A 19,520-nucleotide genomic window follows, 5' to 3' on the forward strand; every position below is an offset into this window, starting at 1 on the left:
CCGGTTGGTTGGAGTCTGGCATGCGGATGCATCGGTGTCCAACCGAATGGTTGGAAATGAGGTAGCGTCGGGGCATGGTCTGGGACACAGCGCGCACCAAGCAGCTCCTGCTCGACGCCGCAGTCGCCGAATTTGCCGAGCACGGCCTCGAAGGGGCCCGTGTCGCCCGGGTCGCCACCCGGGCGGGCGTCAACAAGGAGCGGATCTACCAGTACTTCGGCAACAAGGAGAAACTGTTCGGTGCGGTACTGGAATCCGAGCTGCGAAAGATCGCCGCAGCCGTACCGCTGACCGCTGACCAGGGCGCCGACCTCGGCGACTACGCGGGCCGGCTCTTCGACTACCACCGTCGGCACCCGCACTTCGTACGCCTGCTGGCCTGGGAGGGCCTGCAGAGCCGGGGCCCCGTCGTGGCCGAGGCGGAGCGCACCGAGCACTACGTCGAGAAGGTGGCCGCCCTGGCAAGGGCTCAGGAGGCCGGCGTCCTGGCCCAGGACATCCCCCCGGGCCAGCTGGTGCATGCAGTCATCTCGCTGGTCGCATCCTGGTTCACCATGCCCCAACTCGCCCGCATGCTGGTCCCCGCCGCGAAAGCGGGGGAGGGCGCCCAGCGCGAGGCCCTTGTCAACCTGGTGCGGCGCCTCGCCGCCTGAGCCCGACTCCGCCGGCTGCGGCGCGACGGCCTCCGCGGCGGCGGATCGCCGCCCGCGCCGGGCCCGACGCCAAGACCGATCTGGCGGCCGGTCAGGACGTACCCCCTATCCGTGGTCTCGCCGGCGTCCAGCACGGAGAATCCGTGGTGAGGCTAGTGGGGACCCAGTGCCCGCTTCATCTCGAACCGGCCATACAGCAGCATGAAATCGAGCTGCCAGTACAAGTGGGCGCAGCGCTTGAGCGGCGCCCTTCCCACACCGCGGCCGCGTGCTTCTCTGGTCACCGCAAGCCCTTGATCTTCACTAGCAGACACAAATCGGCGCCGTGGCATCAGGGCAGTGCGGCGAATGGCTGCTTGACCGGCTGTCGGGCGTCGATGAGGCGATGACCTACCGCTTGGTACGTGCAACAGCCAACGGCCAGCTCCAGAACCCCGCTCTGGCTCTGCACCTTTCCGCTGCTCGCTGAGCGCAGGGATGGGGCGTTGGCGGGTGCTCTTCCTGATGCGGGCAGGCTCTGCTCGAAGGCCGACCCCAGGACCTCTCGACGGACACGTGCGAGGGGTGCCACGGACCCGTGGCACCCCTCGCACGTGTTCAGCAGTCGGTGGGCCGACCCTACCTGTCGATGCTCGTCACATTGTGGCTGTTGACGTTGACCTCGTTCTTGATGTCCCCGACGTGGAAGCCGATCAGCCCGCAGAGCAGGCAGCCCGGATTGTCGGCCGGAGGGGCCGGGGCTTGGGACACGGTGACAGTGGTGGTGTCGTTCGAAGCGCTGCAACCGTCGTCGCCGTTGAAGGCGGCGGTGATCGTGTGGGTTCCGGTGGCCGTGAAACCGGTGGTCAGTGCGGAGTGTCCGTCGGCGGAGACGGGTGCGGTCGCGAGGAGATCCGGTCCGTCGAAGAAGGACACGCCGAGGCCGCCGCTCGGGTCCGAGCTGCAGGTCACCGTCGCGTCGAGGGTCACCAGTTGCCCGACCGTCGCCGAGGAGGGCGTGGCCTGGACCGTGGTCGAGGACGGATCGGCGGCGGCGGCGGCCGTCGGAGCGAGGGACATCACTGTGGCTGCCGCCGCTACGGCGACCAGGAGTCCGGCTTTGCTTGCACGACGCACTTTCACTGAAGGGCCTCCTCGGACTGATTGTCAGGCGGGGATCCGCCGTGACGGTTCGGAGCGTGACCCTAGGCCGCTCTTGACGGCATCTGCGGGAGGCGCGGGTCCCGACGGACCCACCTGAGTCATCGGCTCGCTCGAATGGACTGGAGCAGGCCGGGAGTGCCGACACCGTGGCACTGGCCGGTGCCGTATCGGAAACGTTCGCACTGAGTCCGGTGTGAGAGCGGACCGGCCGGCACGCCGGCCGCATCGACCTTCCCTTGTCCGAGGTGGGAGAAGAGGCGGCGCGCTCGCGCCTCGGCTGGCTGAGGGGGAGTTCGCCGCCGTCTACGGCAGCCCGCCAGGCAGCGCTCCGTACGGACCGCTGCCTGGCGGGCTAAGCGGCGCGGAGCCCGACGCCGACCTGATCGAGTGGGACTGCGGCCGTTACAAGTGGCCGACCGCTGAGCAGATCCAGTAGCTCAGGCCTGGCTGGAACTGTGGCGCGACGGTGTCGACGCCGATGAGGCCCTCGCGCATGTGACGGTACGGGGCGATGCCTTCCTCGGTAGATCCGGCCGCCGCTGGGCCAGGGCGACGTGGCCGTCGTTGCGCACGGCCACCTGTCACGCGTCCTCGCCGCGCGCCGGCTCGGGCTCGACGCGTTGGCCGGGCGACAGTTCGGGCACCCGCATCCGGGCACGAACTACCCACTGGGTGGGCCACGAACACGATCTCCCGGGCGGGCGTGCTCGGGTGGAACGTGCCGTAGTCCCGGGCGCCCATAGCCGGTCCAGGGTGCAGCGATTGCCGTGTCATGGCAACAAGGCGACAGGGCAACAAGGCAACAATGCGACTGGGCCGCAGGGCGAACGTTGCCTGGTCCGGCACTAGGCACTGTTTCTCGGATCTCCTGACGTGCGTGGGGTGTTGGGGTCAGGCTGTGTGTATGGGACGTGGTGATCTGACGAATGCGGAGTGGTACCGGCTGGAGTCGTTCTTGCCTCCTGGTGGGGCCCGCGGGGGCCGGTGGAGTGACCACCGTCGGGTGATCAACGGGGTGCTCTACCGGGTCCGGACGGGCGTGCAGTGGAGGGATCTACCGGAGCGGTTCGGGCCGTGGGAGACCGTCTACAAACGCCATCGCCGCTGGTCAGCGGATGGAACTTGGACGATGCTGCTGTCGCGGATCCAGGCGGCCGAGGACGCCGCGGGCCAGATCGACTGGGACGTCTCAGTGGACTCGACAGCTGTGCGGGCCCACCAGCACGCCGCCGGCGCGCGCAAGGCGACGGCGGTCGCGGCCCCTCAAAAGGGGATCGCTGGGGGGACGAAACAGGTCGATCCGGTGTTGAGGAATCTGACGGTCCGGCTGGAGGAAGTGGTCAGATCGGCGAGTGTCTGGGACGTTCCCGCGGCGGATTCACCACCAAGATCCACCTTGCCGCCGACGGGCGATGCCGGCCCCTCGCCCTTGTCCTGACACCCGGACACTACGGTGACGGCCCCCAGTTCGAGCGAGTGCTGGAGCAGGTCTCCGTGCCCCGCATCGGAGTCGGCCGCCCCCGGACTCGGCCCGACCATGTCCTGGCGGACAAGGCCTACACCTCTCGAAAGAACCGCCGTTACCTGCGGCGACGCGGCATCCGGCACACCATCCCCGAACGCCTAGACCAGCAGAGACACCGTAAGAATCGCGGTTCCCGAGGCGGCCGTCCCACCGGTTTCGACAGCGAGCGATACAAGAAGCGCAACACCGTCGAACGCGCAATCAACCGCCTGAAAGGCTTCCGCGCCGTCGCCACCCGCTACGAGAAACGCGCCTACATCTACCTCGGCACCGTCACCCTCGCAGCCCTCGTCATCTGGCTCAGAGCATGATCCGAGAAACAGTGCCTAGATCGCCGGAGGTGCGACGCGCTGATAGGTGAGCGAGTTGCTGGTGCCGCCCGACGTCGTGACGTTCACCGGCACCGAACCTGCCGGGCCCGCCGGGGCGGTCGCGATCGCGGTCGTGTCCGACACCACGGTGAAGGCCGCCGGTGCGGCGCCGAAGTGGACTGCGAACGTCGTGGTCAGCCCGGTGCCGGTCAGAGTCACGGCGGTGCCCGCCCCCGTGGGCCCCTGCGCGGGCGAGAGTGCGGTGAGCGCCGGCGCCGCCAGGTAGGTGTAGATGACGGAGTTGCTGGTGCCGCCGGGACCCGTGACGGTGACCGCGACGGAGCCGGTGCCGGGCGGTGCGACCGCGGTGATCTGGGTGGCGGAGTTGACGGTGTAGGAGGTCGCGGGGGTGCTGCCGAAGGTGACGGCGGTGGTCCCGGTGAGGCCGGTGCCGGTGAGTACCACGCTGGTTCCGCCGGTCGCCGGTCCTTCGGCGGGCGAGACGGACAGCAGCGAAGGCGCGTTGAGGTAGTAGAAGAACACCGGCCCCGAGGTGCCACCGACGGTGGTCGCGGTGACCGCGACCGCGCCGGTGCCGGCCGGTGCGACCGCGGTGATCTGGGTGGCGGAGTTGACGGTGTAGGAGGTCGCGGGAGTGCTGCCGAAGGTCACGGCGGTGGCCCCGGTGAGGCCGGTGCCGGTGAGCACCACACTTGTCCCGCCGGACGTCGGGCCCTGGTTCGGCGCGATCGCGCTGAGTGCCGGTGTGGGCGCGTAGGCGTAGACGACCGTATTGCTGAGCCCTGCGGGTGTGCGCACCGTGACGTTGACCGTGCCGGTTCCGGGCGGGACGGTCGCCGTGATCGTGGACGGGGTGTTGACCGTGTACGACAGGGCGGCCGCGGATCCGAACGTGACGGCTGTGGCCCCGGTGAACTGGCTTCCGTTCAGGGTCACGGGATTGGTGCCCGCCGCCGGGCCCGTGTTGGGTACGACCGAGGTGAGGACGGGAGGGGCCACGGTGACTCCAAGGGTGTGGTCGGCCTGGCAGGGCCGCGAGCTGCGGGTCACGAAACCGGTGCGGGCGGGCGTATACGCGCCCGCACCGCTTCCGCTGGGCACGGGCCGGTGGACCGGAGCCCACCGGAGCCGTGCACGGCCATGTATCGGAGACGGCGTCAGATGCCGGGACCGGACAGATAGGTGAAGCCGTCACTGGCGGTGGCGCTGCCGCCCTCGGTAGTCACGACGACGTCGACGGGACCTGTGGTGCCGGGCGGTGTGATGGCCACCAGCGTGGTGCTGTTCAGCACCGCGAAGGAGGCTGCGGCGCCACCGAAGGTGACGGCCGTGGTGGATGCCAGGCCGGTGCCGCTGATGGTCACCGAGGTGCCGCCGGACGACGGGCCCGAGCTGGGTGTGAGCGAGACCAGTGTCGGCGCGTCGACGTAGGAGTAGGTGAGCGGAGCGGTCGTGCCTCCGGTGGTGGTGACGGTGACGTCGACGGAGCCGCTGGAGCTGCCGGCCGGAACTACCACCGACAGCTGGCTGTCCGAGACGACCGTCGGGGTCGCACTGTTGGAACCGAAGGACACGGTGGTGGCTGTGGAGAGACCGTAACCGTTGACGGTGACCGTGTTGCCGCCCGCGGTCGGACCGGAGTCCGAGCCGAGTGACACCGCGATGGGCGGGCTGATGTAGAAGAAGGAGAGCGAGTTGCTCGTCCCTCCCGCGGTCGTCACGTTGACGTCGACGACACCGCAGCCCGCGGGATCGATGACGGTGATCGAGGTCGGGGTGTTCGCGGTGATCGTGGCCGTCCGGGACCCGAAGTGGACGGCGGTGGCACCGGACAGGTTCACGCCGGTGATGGTGACGGTTGTTCCGCCGCTGGTGGAGCCTTGGTTGGGACTGATGGGCATGAGGGGTTCCTCCTCACTCGGAAGTCTTCTCCGAGCAGCGACTGGGTGTCCGATCCACGGACGTTCCGAACAGACCCAGGCCAATACGTCCGGCCGCCGGCAGATGAGGATGTACGGAGGCCCGTCCGGACGGGATGAGTTCGGTCCCGGGAGGGAGGCTCGCCCGCGGCGGCTCGATGGATCAGCGCCCATCGATGCAGACACCTGAATTAACCCATCGGAGTGATGCCCCTACCAAGAGAATTGACGCGACATCAACCGTTCGGCGGAGCGTGCGGGGCGTATGGCGGCACGCGATCCGGTGGTACGCGGTCACCTGCCCGGCCATCACGAGCGACACGGAGGGTTGGGGCAACGGCGCCGTGTCAGTGCCCGGCAGCCGCCTTCACCAGAGCCACGGCCACACCGATCACCGCGTCCGCGAGGCCCGCGACCACCCCCGCCAGGACGCCGCCTCCCATGCGCAGCCCGCCCAGGCAGCCCCACAGGAAGAGGGAGACGACGGCCACGCCCGCCGCGGCCAGCAACGCGGAATCCAGGGACAGCACGTCCAGCGCGGCCAGGCCGATCAGCACGGCCGGACCCACGGCGCAGGACAACAGCGGGCTGCTGACGTACAGCATGCGCCGCAGCTCGTGGCCGGTGGCGACGTGGCCGTGCACGGTACGGTGCGCCTGCTGGTCGGCAACGAACGCCGCAAGCCACAGGCCCAGAGCTGTTGTCAGGACCGTGGCGAAGGCGCCGAGGGAATCCACTTCGCCGAAGGACAGGCCAACCACCACGGCGATCATCGTGATGGTCGCGTAGATGCGCTCTTTCAGGCGGTCCGCCAGTACGCCAGCCTCCGCACCGGGCGGCAGATCCGCTCGACGGTCGTACGCCACCTGCTCCCCTTCACCTGTCACTGGACGCGGGCGGCGCCCCTCGGTCGTGGCACCACGGCCGTGGTGCCACGGCGTCCGGAATCATGGCGTCCGGTACCACGGCCACCGCGAACAGCATGCCTCGGACCGTCGCCCGAAGGCGGCAACCACTCGCGCGTGGGCGGCGGTTTCGGTGCACGGGGGCGCCACCGGTCGCGTTCACCAGAGACCGTCAAGACCCACACCTCACGCATCCTGCCCAGGCTCGGCCCGCGCGACCGCGTCCAAGCCGCCGTCATGGCGCACCGCACCGGACTCGCTTCCCTTGCGGCCGGAGCGCGGACGTCGGCCGGCTCCCACCGCTGGTCGGCGTCTCGCGGGCCACCGTGCTCCGCGATCTGCGGCAGCTGAGCGGTCTGGGCTCAGGCCGCCGCGGACCCGCGCTGCCATGGGTGGGCTCGACGAGCCGCTGTTCCCAGGTTCAGGGCGGGCTGAGAAGCGACCGCCACACGCGGATACTCGCGCATGTCGCCCGCGCACGGCCCCGATGCCGGGCCCGCTTCCCTGACCGTACGAGCAGGGGCGGTGCGCACTTCTGCGCAAAATGCCGGTGTTCCGCTCAAGTTCCCACTCTTGACAGGCTCGACAGGACTCGATTAACTCCCTGGCACGCCGATGTCGAACCTCGGCGCAGAGGTACGCCTAGCCGGTGTGTGGCCACCGCCACGAGCCCGGACTGAGTCGCCAGGACCTTCCGGGTCCGAGGCGGGGACGTGCCCTCCCTCTGTGGAGCTCCGCGATGAGCCTCAAGCGTGTGCTGAGCAAGAGCAAAGGCAAGTCCATGACGGCGACCGCGGCCCTCGCGGCGGCGGCAGCGGCCTGTCTCCTCCTCCCGTCCACGGCGTCGGCCGGTGCGAGCGCGGTGTCCCTGCCCCCGCCGCACGCCGGTTTCGACTACCAGATCGGCGGCGCCTACACCCCGCCGACCGGTGTGCAGGTGGTCAGCCGGGACCACGAAGCGATCCCGGCAGCCGGCCTGTACAACATCTGTTACGTGAACGCCTTCCAGGCGCAGCCCGATGCAGAGGGCCAGTGGGACGACGACCTGCTCCTCCGGGACGCGAGCGGCGAGATCGTCTACGACGGCGACTGGGGCGAGGCGGTCCTCGACATCCGCACCGCGGACAAGCGCCAGCGCATCGCCGCCAAGGTGGGCGGCTGGATCGACGGCTGTGCGGCAAAGGGGTTCCAGGCGGTGGAGCCGGACAACTACGACACGTTCACGCGCTTCCCCGACTACCTCACCGCGAACCAGGCCAAGGCCTTCATCGCTCTCCTCGCCGACCGTGCCCACGCGCGCGGTCTGGCCATCGCCCAGAAGAACACCGCCGAACTCGCGGGCGCGGGCAAGGAGAGTGGCCTCGACTTCGCGGTGGTCGAGGAGTGCGGCGCGTACGGCGAGTGCGACGACTTCACCGCCGAGTACGGCAGCCACGTGGTCGTGGTCGAGTACACCGCGAGCGGCCTGAGCAAAGCATGCGCCGGCTGGGGCGGCGAGCTGAGCATCGTCCGTCGCGATGTGGACGTCTCGCCCGCGGGCAGCAGCGGCTATCTGCGCCGGACTTGCTGACACTCAGCCGGTCTCAGTCGGTTCCCTTCGGAATCTGACGTGATCAGGCCTATTCAGGTGGGCCCGTCGGAAACCCGACGGTCCAGCCCGGCCCGCGCGACCACCCCGCGGGCCGGGCTGCCCGCGCCCCCGGCGAACCACACACTGCGAACTCCCTGGAGGCAGCCATGACCGCGCCACCCCGCGCACCCCGGGCACCGGCCCGCCGCAGCGTGCTGCGCGCCGGGTCGGCCGCGGCACTGACCGGCGGACTCACCGGCGGGCTCGCCGGGTGCGCCGGCGGAGCGTCCGACGGGGTCGGCGCCGACGGCAGCGTCACCATCCAGCTCTGGCACGGCCAGACGGACACCGCCCTGAAGGTGCTCAAGAGCCTGGTAGCCGACTTCCACCGCGGCCACCCCGGCATCCATGTCGAACTGGGCGGCGGGGTCCTCGCCGACGCCATGCTGCAGAAAGTCACCGCGGCACTCGCCTCGGGCGCGTATCCGGACGTGGCGTTCATCTTCGGCTCCGATCTGTCCAGCGTCGCGCGCAGCCCGCAGGTCGTCGACCTCACCGAGCACGTACGGAGCGGTCCCACGCCCTGGAACAGCTACTGGTCCCCGGCCCGCGAGGCCGTCACCATCAACGGCCGTGTCCGCGCGGTGCCCGCGATGGTCGACTGCCTGGCCATGGTCTGCAACAAGCGGATGTTCGCCGAAGCCGGCCTCGACCTGCCCGAACCCGGCTGGACCTGGGCCGAGTTCACCGACCTGGCACGCCGCTTCACCGACGCGGACGAGGGCCGCTTCGGCACCGGCTGGCCCGGCACCGGCGACGAGGACACCGTGTGGCGCCTGTGGCCTCTGATCTGGGGCGCGGGCGGCGAGGTGATCGCCGGGGACGGCAAGCACATCGGCTTCGCCGAGGAAGGCGTACGGGCTCTTGAGGTCGTACGGGACCTGGTGGGCGACAGGAGCGTCTACGTGGACCCGAAGCCCGGCAGCGAGCAGATGTACAAAGTGTTCCTGGCCGGGCGGATGGCGATGGTGCCCACCGGGCCCTGGCAACTGCCGGACATCACCCAGGCGAAGCTCGACTACCACGTGGCGCCGCTGCCCACCTTCGGCGGCGACCCGGTCACCATCTCGGGGCCGGACACCTGGACGGTCTTCGACAACGGCGAGGCCCGCGCCGAGGCCGCCCGCACCTTCGTCACCTGGCTCACCCGGCCCGCCCAGGACAGCCGCTGGGACGTGGAGGCCGGCAGCCTGCCGTTGAGCCGGGGGAGCGAGGCGAGCCCCGCCTGGCGGGAGCACGCCACCGGCACACCCGGCATGCCCGTGTTCACCAGGGCCCTGACCTCGGCCCGGGTCCGGCCCGCACACCCCGCGTATCCCCGAATCTCCCAGGCCCTCGGCGAGGCCATCGTCTCCGTACTGCTGGGCCGCGCCACACCAGCGGCGGCGATCCGCACCTGCGCCGAGAACGCCAACGCCGCTCTCCTGATACCGCGTTGAGGACTCGACATGCCACGACTTCCCGCCCCGTTGACCCTGCCGCCCGACAGTGCGGCACCCCACCGAAAGAGCAGTCTTCGCCGGCGCCGCCGCACCGAGGCCGCCACCGCCTGGGCCTTCGTCTCACCGGCCGTGCTCGTGATCGTCGGCCTGAGCGTCGTGCCCGTGATCTGGTCGCTGCTGCTGTCCTTCCGCGCCAGCGACCTGGTCACCCCCAGCCGCTGGGTGGGGCTCGACAACTACCGCGCCCTGGCACAGGACCCGCACTTCCATGAAGCCGTACAGAACACGCTCGTCTACACCCTCCTGTACGTGCCCCTGAGCATCGTGGCCGGTCTCGCGCTCGCCCTGGTCCTCAACCGGCGGATCCGCTTCGTCGGCCTGTACCGCACGCTGTTCTTCGTCCCGTTCGTGGTCTCCGCCACCGCCCAGGGCGTGCTGTTCTCCTTCGTCCTCGACCCCGAGTTCGGCGCCGCCAACTCGGTCCTGCACCATCTCGGCGTCTCCGCCCAGGGCTTCCTCACCGACCCCTCCCAGGCCCTGTACGTCCTGGTCGTCATCACACTGTGGAGCGGCACGGGTCTGTGCACCGTCGTCTATCTGGCCGCGCTCCAGGACGTGCCGCCGGAGCTGATCGAGGCGGCCCGCCTGGACGGAGCCCGCGGCCGGCACGTCCTGCGCCATGTCACCCTGCCCGCGCTGGCTCCCGTCAGCGTCTTCCTGCTCCTGTGGCAGACCATCCAGGCCCTCCAGGTATTCGACCTGGTGTACGTGACCACCAAGGGCGGTCCGCTCGGCTCCACCACGGTGATCGTCTACTTCATCTGGGAACAGGCGTTCAAGAACTTCACCGCCGGATACGGGGCCGCCGCCGCGTATGTCCTGGCCCTGGCGCTGTTCCTGATGGCCGCGCTGCTGCGGATCGTCCGCGGTCGCGCCCGTACGGCGGCGGTCACCTCATGACGATCACCGCCCTGCCCGAGGCCACCCGGAGCCCGGTCGCCGAGATCACGAGCACCCGTCGCCGCCGGCTCCCCTTCAGCGCCTGGCACCTGCTGCTCGCACCGCTCGCCGCACTGTTCGCGCTGCCCCTCCTGTGGCTGCTGATCACCTCGGTGATGAGCGACGCCGAGATCAACCGCTTCCCGCCCGCCCTGTGGCCTTCGGACCTCGACCTCGGCGGCTACCGCTATGTCCTCGGCAACGCGATGTTTCCGCGCTGGCTGCTCAACTCGGTGATCGTCTCGGGTGTCGCCGTCGCCTCGAACCTCGTCTTCGGCGCGCTCGGCGGGTACGCCTTCGCCCGGATGCGCTTTCGCGGCTCGCGGCTGCTGCTCGTGCTGATGCTGGCGACCATGGCGGTGCCCTTCCAGCTGACCATGATCCCCACCTTCCTGGTGATGAAGGAGCTCGGACTCATCGACACCCTGGGCGCGTTGATCGTGCCCTCGCTCGTGACCCCGTTCGCGGTGTTCCTCCTGCGTCAGTTCTTTCTCTCGCTGCCGCGTGAGCTGGAGGAGGCCGCGTGGATGGACGGCTGCTCACGGCTGCGGGTGCTCTGGTCGATCGTGCTGCCGCTGGCCCGCCCGGCGCTCGCCACCGTCGCCGTGCTGACCTTTCTGACCACCTGGAACGACCTGTCCTGGCCGCTGATCGCGATCAACCACGACACCCAGTACACGCTGCAGCTGGGCCTGACCACCTTCCAGGGACAGCACCACACCCGCTGGTCCGCGGTGATGGCGGGGAACGTGATCACTGTCCTGCCGGTGCTGCTGGCCTTCCTCGCCGCGCAGAAGACCTTCATCCGGTCCCTCGCCTCCAGCGGCCTCAAGGGCTGACATCTCTTCTCGTACGACATCGAGGACGCATCCATGCCGCACCAGTACGACCTTCTCGTCGTCGGGGACGCCAACCCCGACGTGATCCTCGGCCCGCTCGATGGGCCGCTCGCCTTCGGCCAGCGCGAACAACTGGTGGAATCGGGCTCGTTCACCATCGGGGGCTCCGCCGCGATCATGGCCTGTGGTGCCGCGCGCCTCGGTCTGCGCGTCGCCTTCGCGGGCCGGGTCGGGGACGACGAAGCCGGCCGCTATCTGCGAGACACCCTCGCCGCACGCGGCATCGCCACCGGGGGCCTGCACATGGACCCTGGCCGGCCCACCCCGCTGACCGTCGTCCTGACCCGCGGCGACGACCGGGCCGTCCTCACCTCGCCCGGTACCCTCACCGCCGTCCGCGGCGCGGACGTACCGGAAGAGCTCCTAGCCGCGTCCCGGCATGTCCACACCGCCTCGTACTTCCTGCAGCCGCGGCTCGCCGCCGACCTGCCCGCCGTGCTGCGCACCGCCCGCGCTCACGGTGCGACGACCTCCCTGGACACCCAGGACGATCCGTCCGACCGGTGGCAGGGTCTCGACGCCGTGCTCGCCGAGACCGACATCCTGCTGCCCAACGCCCGGGAAGCCCTGCGCCTCGCCGGCCCAGGTGTACCCGGCGTCCGCGAGGCGGCCGAACTCCTGGCCGCACGAGGCCCGTTGACCGTGGTCAAGAACGGTGCGGACGGTGCGCTGTGCCACGACGGGCTCGCCCTGCTCACCGCGCCCGGCCTGCCGGTCGAGGTCGTGGACACGGTCGGCGCGGGCGACAGTTTCGATGCCGGCTTCGTCGCCGCGACCCTCGACGGCCGGCCTCCCTACGAGGCCCTCCGGTTCGCCGTCGTCTGCGGCGCCCTGTCCACCAGGGCAGCCGGCGGCACCACGGCCCAAGCCACCTGGGACGAGGCCCTCACCCACCTCACCCGTACCGGACACCCTCTCACCCGAACCGGAGCACCTCTCGTATGAGCCGCACGAGCCATCCGCACCGCAAGAACCGGCTGAAGATCGCCTTCATCGGCGCCGGCAGCGTCGTCTTCACCCAAGGGTTGCTTGCCGACCTGTTCGCGTTTCCCGAGCTCGGGGACGTTCTTATCGCGCTGCACGACATCGACCCGGAGCGCCTGGCCACCGCGCAGGCTGCCGCCACGTACATCGCGCGGCACCAGGGCGCGCACGCCACCGTCACCGCGCACGCCGACCGCCGCGCGGCCCTGGCCGACGCCGACTTCGTCATCAACATCGTGCAGATCGGCATGGGGGAGGCCACCCGCACCGACTTCGAGGTCCCGGCCCGCTTCGGGCTGCGTCAGACCATCGGCGACACCCTCGGCATCGGCGGGATCTTCCGGGCCCTGCGCACCTTCCCCTTCCTCAAGGAGCTCGGCGCGGACATGTCTCAGGTGTGTCCGGACGCGTGGTTGCTCAACTACACCAACCCCATGGCCATGAACGTCCAGTACCTCGGCGCCGCCACCGGACTCACCAAGGTCGTCGGTCTGTGCCACTCGGTGTACTGGACGATGCAGGACCTGGCGAAGCTGGTGAACGTCCCCTACGAGGAGATCACCTACCGGGCCGCCGGCGTCAACCACCAGGCCTGGGTGCTGCGGTTCGAGCACGAAGGCCGCGATCTCTATCCGGTGCTCGACGAACTGATCGCCTCCGACGAGCAGTTGAGGCGGCGGGTGCGCGTCGACATGTACCGGCGGCTCGGCCACTACCCGACCGAGACCAGCGAGCACTCCAGCGAGTACGTGCCGTGGTACCTCCACCATGACGGGGAGGTCGAGCGGCTGCGGCTGCCGGTCGGCGCCTATCTGGGGATCGTCGACGACAACGTGGCCCAGTACCTCCGTACGAAGGACGCGCTCGCCGCCGGGGAGCCACTGGCGGTGGAGGGAACCCTGGAGTACGCCCCGCAGATCATCCACAGCGTCGTCACCGGCACCCCGCGCACCGTGTACGGCAACGTCCCCAACCGCGGCCTGATCGACAACCTGCCCGCACACGGCGTCGTCGAAGTGCCGTGCCTGGTCGACGCCTCCGGAGTCCAGCCCACGAGGATCGGAGAGCTGCCGCCCCAGCTGGCGGCGCTCAACCGTACGTACCTCAGCGCCAACGACCTGGTGGTGCGGGCCGCGCTCGAGGACGAGCCGCGGCACATCCGGCACGCCGCCATGACCGACCCCGCGACGGCGGCCGCGCTGCCCGTGGAGCGGATCTGGCAGCTGTGCGACGCCATGGTGCGGGCGCACGGAGAGCGCCTGCAGCCGGGGCTGCGGGCGCTGCTCGGCGACTGACCCGAGGCACCCGGTCCGGCCCCCGCACGTGGACCGGACCGGGACGGGCCTCCGCTGCCTTGACCGTCCTGCTCGAAGTACGCGACGAGGCCGGCGTCCAGGTCCGGGACCGTACGCGGAGTGCCCCGTCCCGCAGCGACTCCGTGGCCCGCACACCGGCCGCCCGGAAGGGGACGGCCGGCGCGCGGGGGCGGAGCCGCTCAGCTGATGGTGATCCGGTCGATGTCGGGTGCCCAGCCGGACGGATTGGCGAGGGTGACGCTGTTGCCCGTCCCGGCCTGGAGGGTGAGCTGCACCGTGGCCGTCGACGTGGTCGACCAGTCGGCCGTCGGGCCGAACCGGACGGTCTGCGCGGTGCCACTGTTGGCCCGTACGGTGGCGCTGCGGGCCACGGCGGTGGCGTAGTGCAGGGTCACCGTGCGGGTTCCGCCGCTGCCGCCGTCGATCCCGTTGACGGTGAGCGTGGCGCCGTTGCCGAGATAGCCGACCTTGGCGCCGCCGGAGCAGCCCGCGCAGGCGGCGGAGACGGCGCCGCCCGTGAGGGTGTTGCCGGCGGCCTCGGCCTCGTAGCTCTTCGGGCCGGAGCCCTGGCCCGCGCCGACGGTCATGCCGCCGAGGTCGAGCCAGCCGTCCGCGTGCTGTCCGGCGTTGGCGAAGCGCAGCTTCTTGGCCGCGGAACTCACGTCCTCCAGCGGGTTCTTGACCTTCATCACGAGCTGGTAGTCACCGGTGGCCACCGACGACAGGTCCACGTCCGTGTCGAAGTACTGCGGGCGGCCGTAGTCGAGATACGTGGGGTCGGAGCCCACGTTCCAGTCCGGGAAGGCGCGGATCGTCAGCGGCATGACCTTGCGCAGGTCCCATGAGGTGTTCCAGGACTTGACCAGGTTCCCGGCGGAGTCCTTGAGCCCGAGGCTGACCTGCCACGGGTAGTAGAACGGTGCCACACCGTTGTTGCTGATCTGCACGCCGACCTTGGTGCTGCCCTGTGCGCTGCTGTGGAAGTAGGCGTTCCTGACGCTCAGGTCGTAGCCCATGAGCCGGACCGCGGCGGCCACCTTGGGGTCGCCGGCGGCGTACTCGCCACTGCGCTCGTTGATCTTCCAGGTGGTGTGCTCCAGCTCGATGCACGCCTTCATGTTGTCCACGGAGCCCGACCCGCCGGGCCAGTCCGCGAAGGCCGTGCTCTGGATCTCGGGACGGACCTCGCCACCCATGGAGGCGGTGATCCACTTGTTCTCCACGCCCTGTTCGAAGGCCTTCTGCAGCTGGGCCCAGGGCGCTCCGCCCATGGACGTCGGCAGCGTCACACCGGCCGCGGGACTGCCCTCGCGGTAGCAGAAGGAGTCGTCGTGGTAGCCGATGGCCGGCAGACCGTTGGCGGCGCCGCCCGCGGACTCCGGGTAGCGGACCTCGAGGCGGGTCTTCTTGAAGGCGTTGTTGTACGCGTTGATCAGTTCGGCGCCGTGCGCGTCGGTCGGCATGTAGTCCGGGTACGAGTCGCCCGACGTGTCGGTGTCGTACGGCCAGGTGTGCCATTCGCCCCACAGGCCGACCAGGCCCAGGTGGATGTAGCCCAGGCGCGGGTCGCCGTCGTAGCGCGCACCGAAGGCGGCGATGAAGTCCTTGAGCCCGCCGAGGAGGTCCGGGTCGTCGTAGTCCGGGCTGGTCGTGCCCCAGTACGCGTTGTCGCGGTTCGCCACCTTTCCGGCGAAGCAGGGCGGGATGGCGTTGGCGGGGTGGGTGCCGGTGCCGGTGCCGCCCGGATACTCGATGTAGAAGCGGATCGCCGCCTGGTGGCCTTCCTCGCCGATCTCCTGCAGCGCGCTGTCCAGGACGGACCAGTTGTAACTCCGGCAGTCCGAGGCGTTGTTCATGACCTCGGACAGACCGAAGTACGCCCAGGTCAGCGAGTGCGGGTAGCCCGCGTTCTGGTCGCCGCCCGGCTGGTAGAAGCGGGCGAAGCCCTTGAGCGGGTTGTCCACGGGGGAGTCGCCCGCGGCGAGTGCGTGGACCGGCAGCGCGGGGTCCGGCGACGGGCCGGGCGCCGGGCGGGCGGGGACTCCCGCCGCCACCGGAGCGGGGGCCTTCACGCGGGCCCGGGCGTCGGGATCCGCGGCCTGGGCGCCGGACGGCAGCGCCACCAGGGCGAGGGCCGCGGCCGCGGCGCACAGGGCTGCCGAGAGCCCTCTGCCGCGTCTGCGCAATGACGTACGCATGGATCAACCTCCAGGGGACGGGGGGAGTTGCAGGTCGGTTCCGGGAGTCCGGTCGTCACCGGTTTTATGCGACAGCATTGACAAAGTTTCGCTGTTGCTCATCAATATGTGTGCACGGCGCCACGCTGACAAGAGGTGCGGCGCGAGATCTCTTCGGAGGCGTAACCATGGGCGCCAACACGGCAGTTGCGCCGCCGCACAAGGGCACCGGCCTACCGGGCGACCGGGCGGACGAGCCGAAAAGGGCACGTGACCGACGTGACGACCGCAAGGCGGCCTGGCTCTTCCTGGCACCCGCCCTGGCCGGCTTCGCGCTCTTCTACGCGTATCCGACGCTCCGCGGCGTCTACTACTCGCTCACCGACTACAACATGCTGGCCCCGCCGAACTTCGTCGGCGGCGAGAACTACGCGGACCTCATCGGTGACGAACAGTTCTGGAACGCGCTCAAGGTCACCGCCTCCTACGTGGTCCTCAACATCGGTTCACAGACCGCGCTCGCGCTGCTGCTCGCCGCACTCATGCACCGGCTGACCCGGTCGGTGGCGCTGCGGGCGATGCTGTTGGTGCCGTGGCTCGTGCCGAACGTGACCGTGGGACTGCTGTGGATGTGGCTTCTCGACGCCAACCTGGGCCTCGTCAACCACATCCTGGACGCCCTCGGCCTCGGCACCACCGGCTTCTTCACCTCGCCCGACCTGGCCATGCCGACCATCGCCGCGGTCAACGCCTGGGCGTACACCGGCTACACGGCGCTGCTCCTGTACGCCGGAATGCTCCAGATCCCCCAGCACCTCTACGAGAGCGCGTCGCTGGACGGCGCGGGCGAGTGGCGGATGTTCCACCGGATCACGCTGCCGCTGCTGCGCCCCGTACTCGCCCTGGTCCTGGTGGTCTCGCTGATCGGCTCGTTCCAGATCTTCGACACCATCGCGGTGACCACGAAGGGCGGCCCGGTCGGCGCCACCCGGGTCATCTACTACTACATCTACGAACAGGCCTTCGCACAGTTCCACATGGGGTACGCCTCGGCCGTCGCGGTGATCCTCGCGCTGCTGCTCGGTGTGCTGACCGCGGTGCAGATGCGTCTGTTGCGCGCCTCCCGCTCGGATCTGGCCTGAGGAGAGTCGACCATGACCCGCATACTGACCCGGGCCCGTACAGCCGCCGGGCCCCGCACCTCGCACGGTGAGGACTCCCCGCTCACCGAGTCCGCTTCGATGAAGGCCGGCAGCCGCACACGGTCCCGTATCACCACCCGTGCCGGCGGCCGCCGGAAGATCTCGCCCGGCCGGATCATCGCGTGGGCGGTGCTCGCCTCCGCCCTGGTGGCCACCCTCTTCCCCTTCTACTGGATGATCCGCACCGCCCTGACCCCGGCGGCCGACCTCTACTCGGACTCCACCGGGCTCGTCCCCGACCACCCCACGATGATCAACTTCCTGCGGGTGCTGGGCCTGACCAGCCGGGAGGAGGCGGTGGCCGCGGGCGGCTCCGGTGCCCAGGTGGACTTCCTGCGCTACCTGCTCAACTCCGTGGTGTACAGCGGCCTGATCGCCTCCCTCCAGACGCTGTTCTGCGCGATGGCCGGCTACGCCGTCGCCCGGCTCAGGTTTCCCGGCCGCGACGCGGTGTTCGGGGTGCTGATCGCCGCGCTGATGGTGCCGCCGATCTTCACCCTGCTGCCCAACTTCGTCCTGGTGAAGAACCTCGGCTGGCTGAACACCTTCGCCGGCATGGTCGCGCCCAGCGTCCTGATGACCCCGTTCGCGGTCTTCTTCCTGCGGCAGTTCTTCCTCTCCATCCCGCGAGAGGTGGAGGAGGCCGCGGTCCTCGACGGGGTCGGCGCCTGGGGGATCTTCTGGCGGGTGGTGCTGCCGATGAGCCGCGGACCGCTGATCACCATCGGGCTCACCACCACCGTGTGGGCCTGGAAGGACTACCTCTGGCCGCTGCTGACCGGCCGTGACGAGGAGACCCGCGTGCTCACCGTCGCGCTCGGCATCTTCCAGCAACAGTCACCCAACACCCAGCCCGACTGGACCGGCATCATGGCCGGCTCCGCGCTCTCGGTGCTGCCCGTGCTCGTCCTGCTCCTCCTGCTGGGCCGCCGCCTGGTGGAGTCGCTCAACTTCACCGGCATCAAGTAGCCCCGCTCCGCAACGGCACGACTCCCATCCCGCTCAACCCGTCAAGAGAGGTACGCCATCATGCGATCGACACACCGGCGCGCGGGCGCGGCCCTGCTGTGCCTGGCCGCCACCGCCGGGCTCGTGTCCTGCGGGGGATCCGACTCCGCCTCGTCCGGGACCACGCTCGACTACTGGCTCTGGGACGACAAGCAGCTCCCCGGCTACCAGGAGTGCGCGGACGCCTTCGAGAAGGCCAACCCCGACATCACCGTGAAGATCACACAGACGGCCTGGAACCAGTACTGGCAGAACCTCACCACCCAGCTGACCTCCGGTGACGCCCCGGACGTGTGGACCGACCAGGCGACGTACTATCCGCAGTTCGCCACCAACAACCAGCTGCTCGACATCCAGCCGATGATCGACCGGGACAGGTTCGACCTGTCCGGCTACCAGGCGGGCCTGGCCGATGTCTGGGTCAAGGACGGCAAGCGCTACGGGCTGCCGAAGGACTGGGACAGCATGGCGCTCGTCTACAACACGACGCAGTTCGCGAAGCAGGGCGTCCCCGCCGACGAACTCGCCGACCTCAAGTGGAACCCCGACGACGGCGGGACACTGGAGCAGGTGATCGCCAAGGCGACCGTCGACACCGAGGGCCGCAACGGACTGGACCCCGACTTCGACGAAAAGCACGTGAAGACCTACGGCTTCCTGCCGGAGTGGGCCGACGGCGCCACCGGGCAGAACGGCTGGGGCCCGCTCGCCGCATCGAACGGCTTCACCTATCTCGACAAGAACCCCTGGGGTACCCACTACAACTTCGACGACCCCAGGCTCGCCGAGACCATCGCCTGGTTCAGGCGCCTCATCGACAAGGGCTACGCACCCCGCTTCGACAAGCAGTCGAGCGTCGGCAACACCGAACTTCTCAGCGCCGGCAAGGGCGCGATGATGATCGCGGGCTCCTGGACCATCTCCACGTTCACCGACCCCAAGGCGGGCCAGAAGTTCGCCTTCGCACCGCTGCCGACCGGCCCCGAAGGCCGCAAGAGCTCACTCAACGGTCTCTCGGACGCGATCTGGGCCGGCACCGAGCACCGGGAGGAGGCCTGGAAGTGGGTCAAGTACTTGGGCTCGCCGGAATGCCAGAACAAGGTCGGCAAGCGGGGCGTCGTCCTGCCCGCCCAGAAGTCGGGGACGGAGGCGGCGCTCGCCGCGCACAAGACGGCGGGGCGTGACGTCCACGTCTTCACCGACGTGACCACCGACAAGAACGGCACCTTCCTGCTCCCCGTCACCGAGCACGGCACCGAGATCAACCCGCTCGTGCAGGACGCCGTCCAGTCGGTGATCCTCGGTCAGACGCAGCCCGGCCCGGCTCTGAAGGGCGTCAACGACAAGGTCAACGGACTCTTCAAGTAGCCCGCCCGCTCGCCCACT

General features: G+C 69.8%; 15 protein-coding genes and 2 pseudogenes. 12 read left to right on the top strand and 5 right to left on the bottom strand.

Annotated elements, in window-relative coordinates; all coding sequences use genetic code 11:
* Nucleotides 1-74 precede the first annotated feature (74 nt).
* On the top strand, nt 75-653 hold the full coding sequence (locus OG521_39100; GenBank protein WUW26452.1) for a TetR family transcriptional regulator: 579 nt from the start codon (nt 75-77) through the stop codon (nt 651-653).
* A 618-nt stretch (nt 654-1,271) separates the two neighbouring features.
* Here OG521_39100 and OG521_39105 read toward each other — a convergent pair.
* Entirely contained in the window at nt 1,272-1,769 is a 498-nt protein-coding gene (locus OG521_39105; GenBank protein ID WUW26453.1) for an Ig-like domain-containing protein, read from the bottom strand.
* Nucleotides 1,770-2,700: 931 nt separating this feature from the next.
* Here OG521_39105 and OG521_39110 point away from each other — a divergent pair.
* Nucleotides 2,701-3,632 (top strand): annotated as a pseudogene (locus OG521_39110) (IS5 family transposase).
* A 15-nt stretch (nt 3,633-3,647) separates the two neighbouring features.
* Here the strand turns inward: OG521_39110 and OG521_39115 are convergent.
* The 3 genes from OG521_39115 to OG521_39125 all read right to left on the bottom strand — a co-directional run bounded on the left by OG521_39115 (nt 3,648) and on the right by OG521_39125 (nt 6,345).
* On the bottom strand, nt 3,648-4,652 hold the full coding sequence (locus OG521_39115; GenBank protein ID WUW26454.1) for an IPT/TIG domain-containing protein: 1,005 nt from the start codon (nt 4,650-4,652) through the stop codon (nt 3,648-3,650).
* Between the two features lie 158 nt (nt 4,653-4,810).
* Nucleotides 4,811-5,554 carry an IPT/TIG domain-containing protein gene (locus OG521_39120; GenBank protein WUW26455.1) on the bottom strand — a complete coding sequence of 248 codons (744 nt, stop codon included), beginning with the start codon at nt 5,552-5,554 and terminating at the stop codon, nt 4,811-4,813.
* 365 nt (nt 5,555-5,919) lie between these two features.
* On the bottom strand, nt 5,920-6,345 hold the full coding sequence (locus OG521_39125; protein WUW26943.1) for a hypothetical protein: 426 nt from the start codon (nt 6,343-6,345) through the stop codon (nt 5,920-5,922).
* Nucleotides 6,346-6,642: 297 nt separating this feature from the next.
* Between OG521_39125 and OG521_39130 the strand changes: the two are divergent.
* The 7 genes and pseudogenes from OG521_39130 to OG521_39160 all read left to right on the top strand — a co-directional run bounded on the left by OG521_39130 (nt 6,643) and on the right by OG521_39160 (nt 13,726).
* Nucleotides 6,643-6,828: pseudogene (locus tag OG521_39130) on the top strand (DNA-binding response regulator).
* 388 nt (nt 6,829-7,216) lie between these two features.
* Nucleotides 7,217-8,047, top strand: coding sequence for an endo alpha-1,4 polygalactosaminidase (locus OG521_39135; protein ID WUW26456.1), 831 nt, complete (start codon nt 7,217-7,219; stop codon nt 8,045-8,047).
* Between the two features lie 167 nt (nt 8,048-8,214).
* Nucleotides 8,215-9,546 (top strand): ABC transporter substrate-binding protein, encoded by a 1,332-nt coding sequence (locus tag OG521_39140; protein ID WUW26457.1) that lies wholly within the window; start codon nt 8,215-8,217, stop codon nt 9,544-9,546.
* Between the two features lie 9 nt (nt 9,547-9,555).
* Nucleotides 9,556-10,509 (top strand): sugar ABC transporter permease, encoded by a 954-nt coding sequence (locus tag OG521_39145; GenBank protein ID WUW26458.1) that lies wholly within the window; start codon nt 9,556-9,558, stop codon nt 10,507-10,509.
* Nucleotides 10,506-11,387, top strand: coding sequence for a carbohydrate ABC transporter permease (locus OG521_39150; protein WUW26459.1), 882 nt, complete (start codon nt 10,506-10,508; stop codon nt 11,385-11,387). Before OG521_39145 ends, OG521_39150 begins: the two co-directional genes overlap by 4 nt.
* A gap of 33 nt (nt 11,388-11,420) precedes the next feature.
* Nucleotides 11,421-12,392: a carbohydrate kinase family protein gene (locus tag OG521_39155; protein WUW26460.1), complete on the top strand. Its 972-nt coding sequence runs from the start codon at nt 11,421-11,423 to the stop codon at nt 12,390-12,392.
* Nucleotides 12,389-13,726, top strand: coding sequence for an alpha-glucosidase/alpha-galactosidase (locus OG521_39160; GenBank protein ID WUW26461.1), 1,338 nt, complete (start codon nt 12,389-12,391; stop codon nt 13,724-13,726). Before OG521_39155 ends, OG521_39160 begins: the two co-directional genes overlap by 4 nt.
* Before the next feature lie 200 nt (nt 13,727-13,926).
* On the opposite strand, the gene OG521_39165 is transcribed toward OG521_39160, so the two are convergent.
* Nucleotides 13,927-15,945: a DUF4832 domain-containing protein gene (locus OG521_39165; protein ID WUW26462.1), complete on the bottom strand. Its 2,019-nt coding sequence runs from the start codon at nt 15,943-15,945 to the stop codon at nt 13,927-13,929.
* A gap of 167 nt (nt 15,946-16,112) precedes the next feature.
* On the opposite strand from OG521_39165, the gene OG521_39170 reads away from it, so the two are divergent.
* From OG521_39170 to OG521_39180, 3 genes are all read left to right on the top strand, one after another.
* Complete coding sequence (locus OG521_39170) at nt 16,113-17,066, top strand: sugar ABC transporter permease (GenBank protein WUW26463.1); 954 nt, start codon at nt 16,113-16,115, stop codon at nt 17,064-17,066.
* A gap of 99 nt (nt 17,067-17,165) precedes the next feature.
* Nucleotides 17,166-18,095 carry a carbohydrate ABC transporter permease gene (locus OG521_39175; GenBank protein WUW26944.1) on the top strand — a complete coding sequence of 310 codons (930 nt, stop codon included), beginning with the start codon at nt 17,166-17,168 and terminating at the stop codon, nt 18,093-18,095.
* A 60-nt stretch (nt 18,096-18,155) separates the two neighbouring features.
* Nucleotides 18,156-19,502, top strand: a complete 1,347-nt coding sequence (locus OG521_39180) for a sugar ABC transporter substrate-binding protein (GenBank protein WUW26464.1) — start codon at nt 18,156-18,158, stop codon at nt 19,500-19,502.
* Nucleotides 19,503-19,520: the final 18 nt, after the last annotated feature.

This window comes from Streptomyces sp. NBC_01463, assembly GCA_036227345.1.
Lineage (GTDB): Bacteria > Actinomycetota > Actinomycetes > Streptomycetales > Streptomycetaceae > Streptomyces.